Origin of the sequence: Acinetobacter lwoffii (assembly GCF_022809915.1) — a bacterium.
GTDB lineage: Bacteria > Pseudomonadota > Gammaproteobacteria > Pseudomonadales > Moraxellaceae > Acinetobacter > Acinetobacter lwoffii_M.
On the sequence record NZ_JALGQY010000084.1, the window covers coordinates 1 to 1,126 of the forward strand.

The 1,126-nt window shown below is 48.1% G+C and carries 1 protein-coding gene; it reads left to right on the top strand.

Features of this window, described 5'->3' with window-relative positions:
• On the top strand, positions 1–1,126 hold a 1,126-nt coding region (locus MTX11_RS16490; RefSeq protein WP_276521158.1), incomplete at both ends, for a cytochrome c biogenesis protein CcdA.

The following is a 1,126-nucleotide window of genomic DNA, read 5'->3' on the forward strand; positions in this document are numbered from 1 at the left end:
CAGCGCAAAACTTGAGCAAGCCTCAAAAGCTGCTGGCCAGCACTACACAGCCAGAAGTAAACGAACAGATTCTGACCGCTCAGAAAGATGAGCTCCAAGCTATAGAGCAAACTCCAAGTACAGATCAAGCACTGACCGAAGAAAAGGTAGAGGAAATGCAAGTTACTGCAGTTTCCGAACCTGTCGTTCAGCCTGAGATGGAATTAACAGAGAAAAACGACTCACTCATTGCAGAGCCTAAAAATCAAACTTCGTCAGCAGGCATGAATAGCCAGTGGAACAATGACCAGTATTTTTTAAGTTTGCTGTCGGAACAAGGTCTGTTGATTAATGCCCTGATTTTTCTCGGGCTTGGCATTCTGCTGGCATTTTTACCATGTTCTTTACCTTTAATTCCAATTTTAACAGGAATTCTGGTCCAGCAGCACCGAGGCTACCGTGCTGCGCTGATTGCGCTGGTCTTTGTTTTGGGTATGGCACTGGTCTATGCGGTCATGGGACTTGCTGTGGCACAGCTCGGTTACAGTTTTCAGCGCTGGTTTCAAAGTCCGGTATTCATCAGTATTTTCAGCATTCTGTTTATTTTGTTCGCACTTAATCTGTTTGGAGCATTTCAGCTGTCCTTACCCCAAGGCATGTTACAGCGTCTGGATCAATGGCAGCAAAAGCAGAAGGGTGGCACGCTGATTGGTGCTGGTCTCATGGGCGTGATCGCCGCACTGATTGTCGGGCCATGTATGAGTGCACCGTTGGCCGGTGCCTTAATCTATGTGTCTCAGCTTAATCAACCGATGCTGGGCGCCAGTTATCTGTTTGTCTTAGGCCTTGGGCTGGGCTTGCCGCTATTTATTGCTGCCGTATTTGGGTCCCATCTTTTACCCAAACCTGGCATATGGATGGATCGCCTGAAGTTTAGTTTTGGCTTTGTCATGCTGGCGCTGGCCTTGTATTTCGCCCGTCCACTATTGCCCGGCATTTTATACCTGAGCCTTTTGGGTGTGGTACTGATCACCTGTTCAGGCTACTTCTTGTTCAAGATGCTGCCTCATGTGCATCGGTCTGTAGCGAAAATAGGCCTGATGCTGCTCAGTGGTTTACTGGTCTATGCAGGAGGCATGCAGCTCTA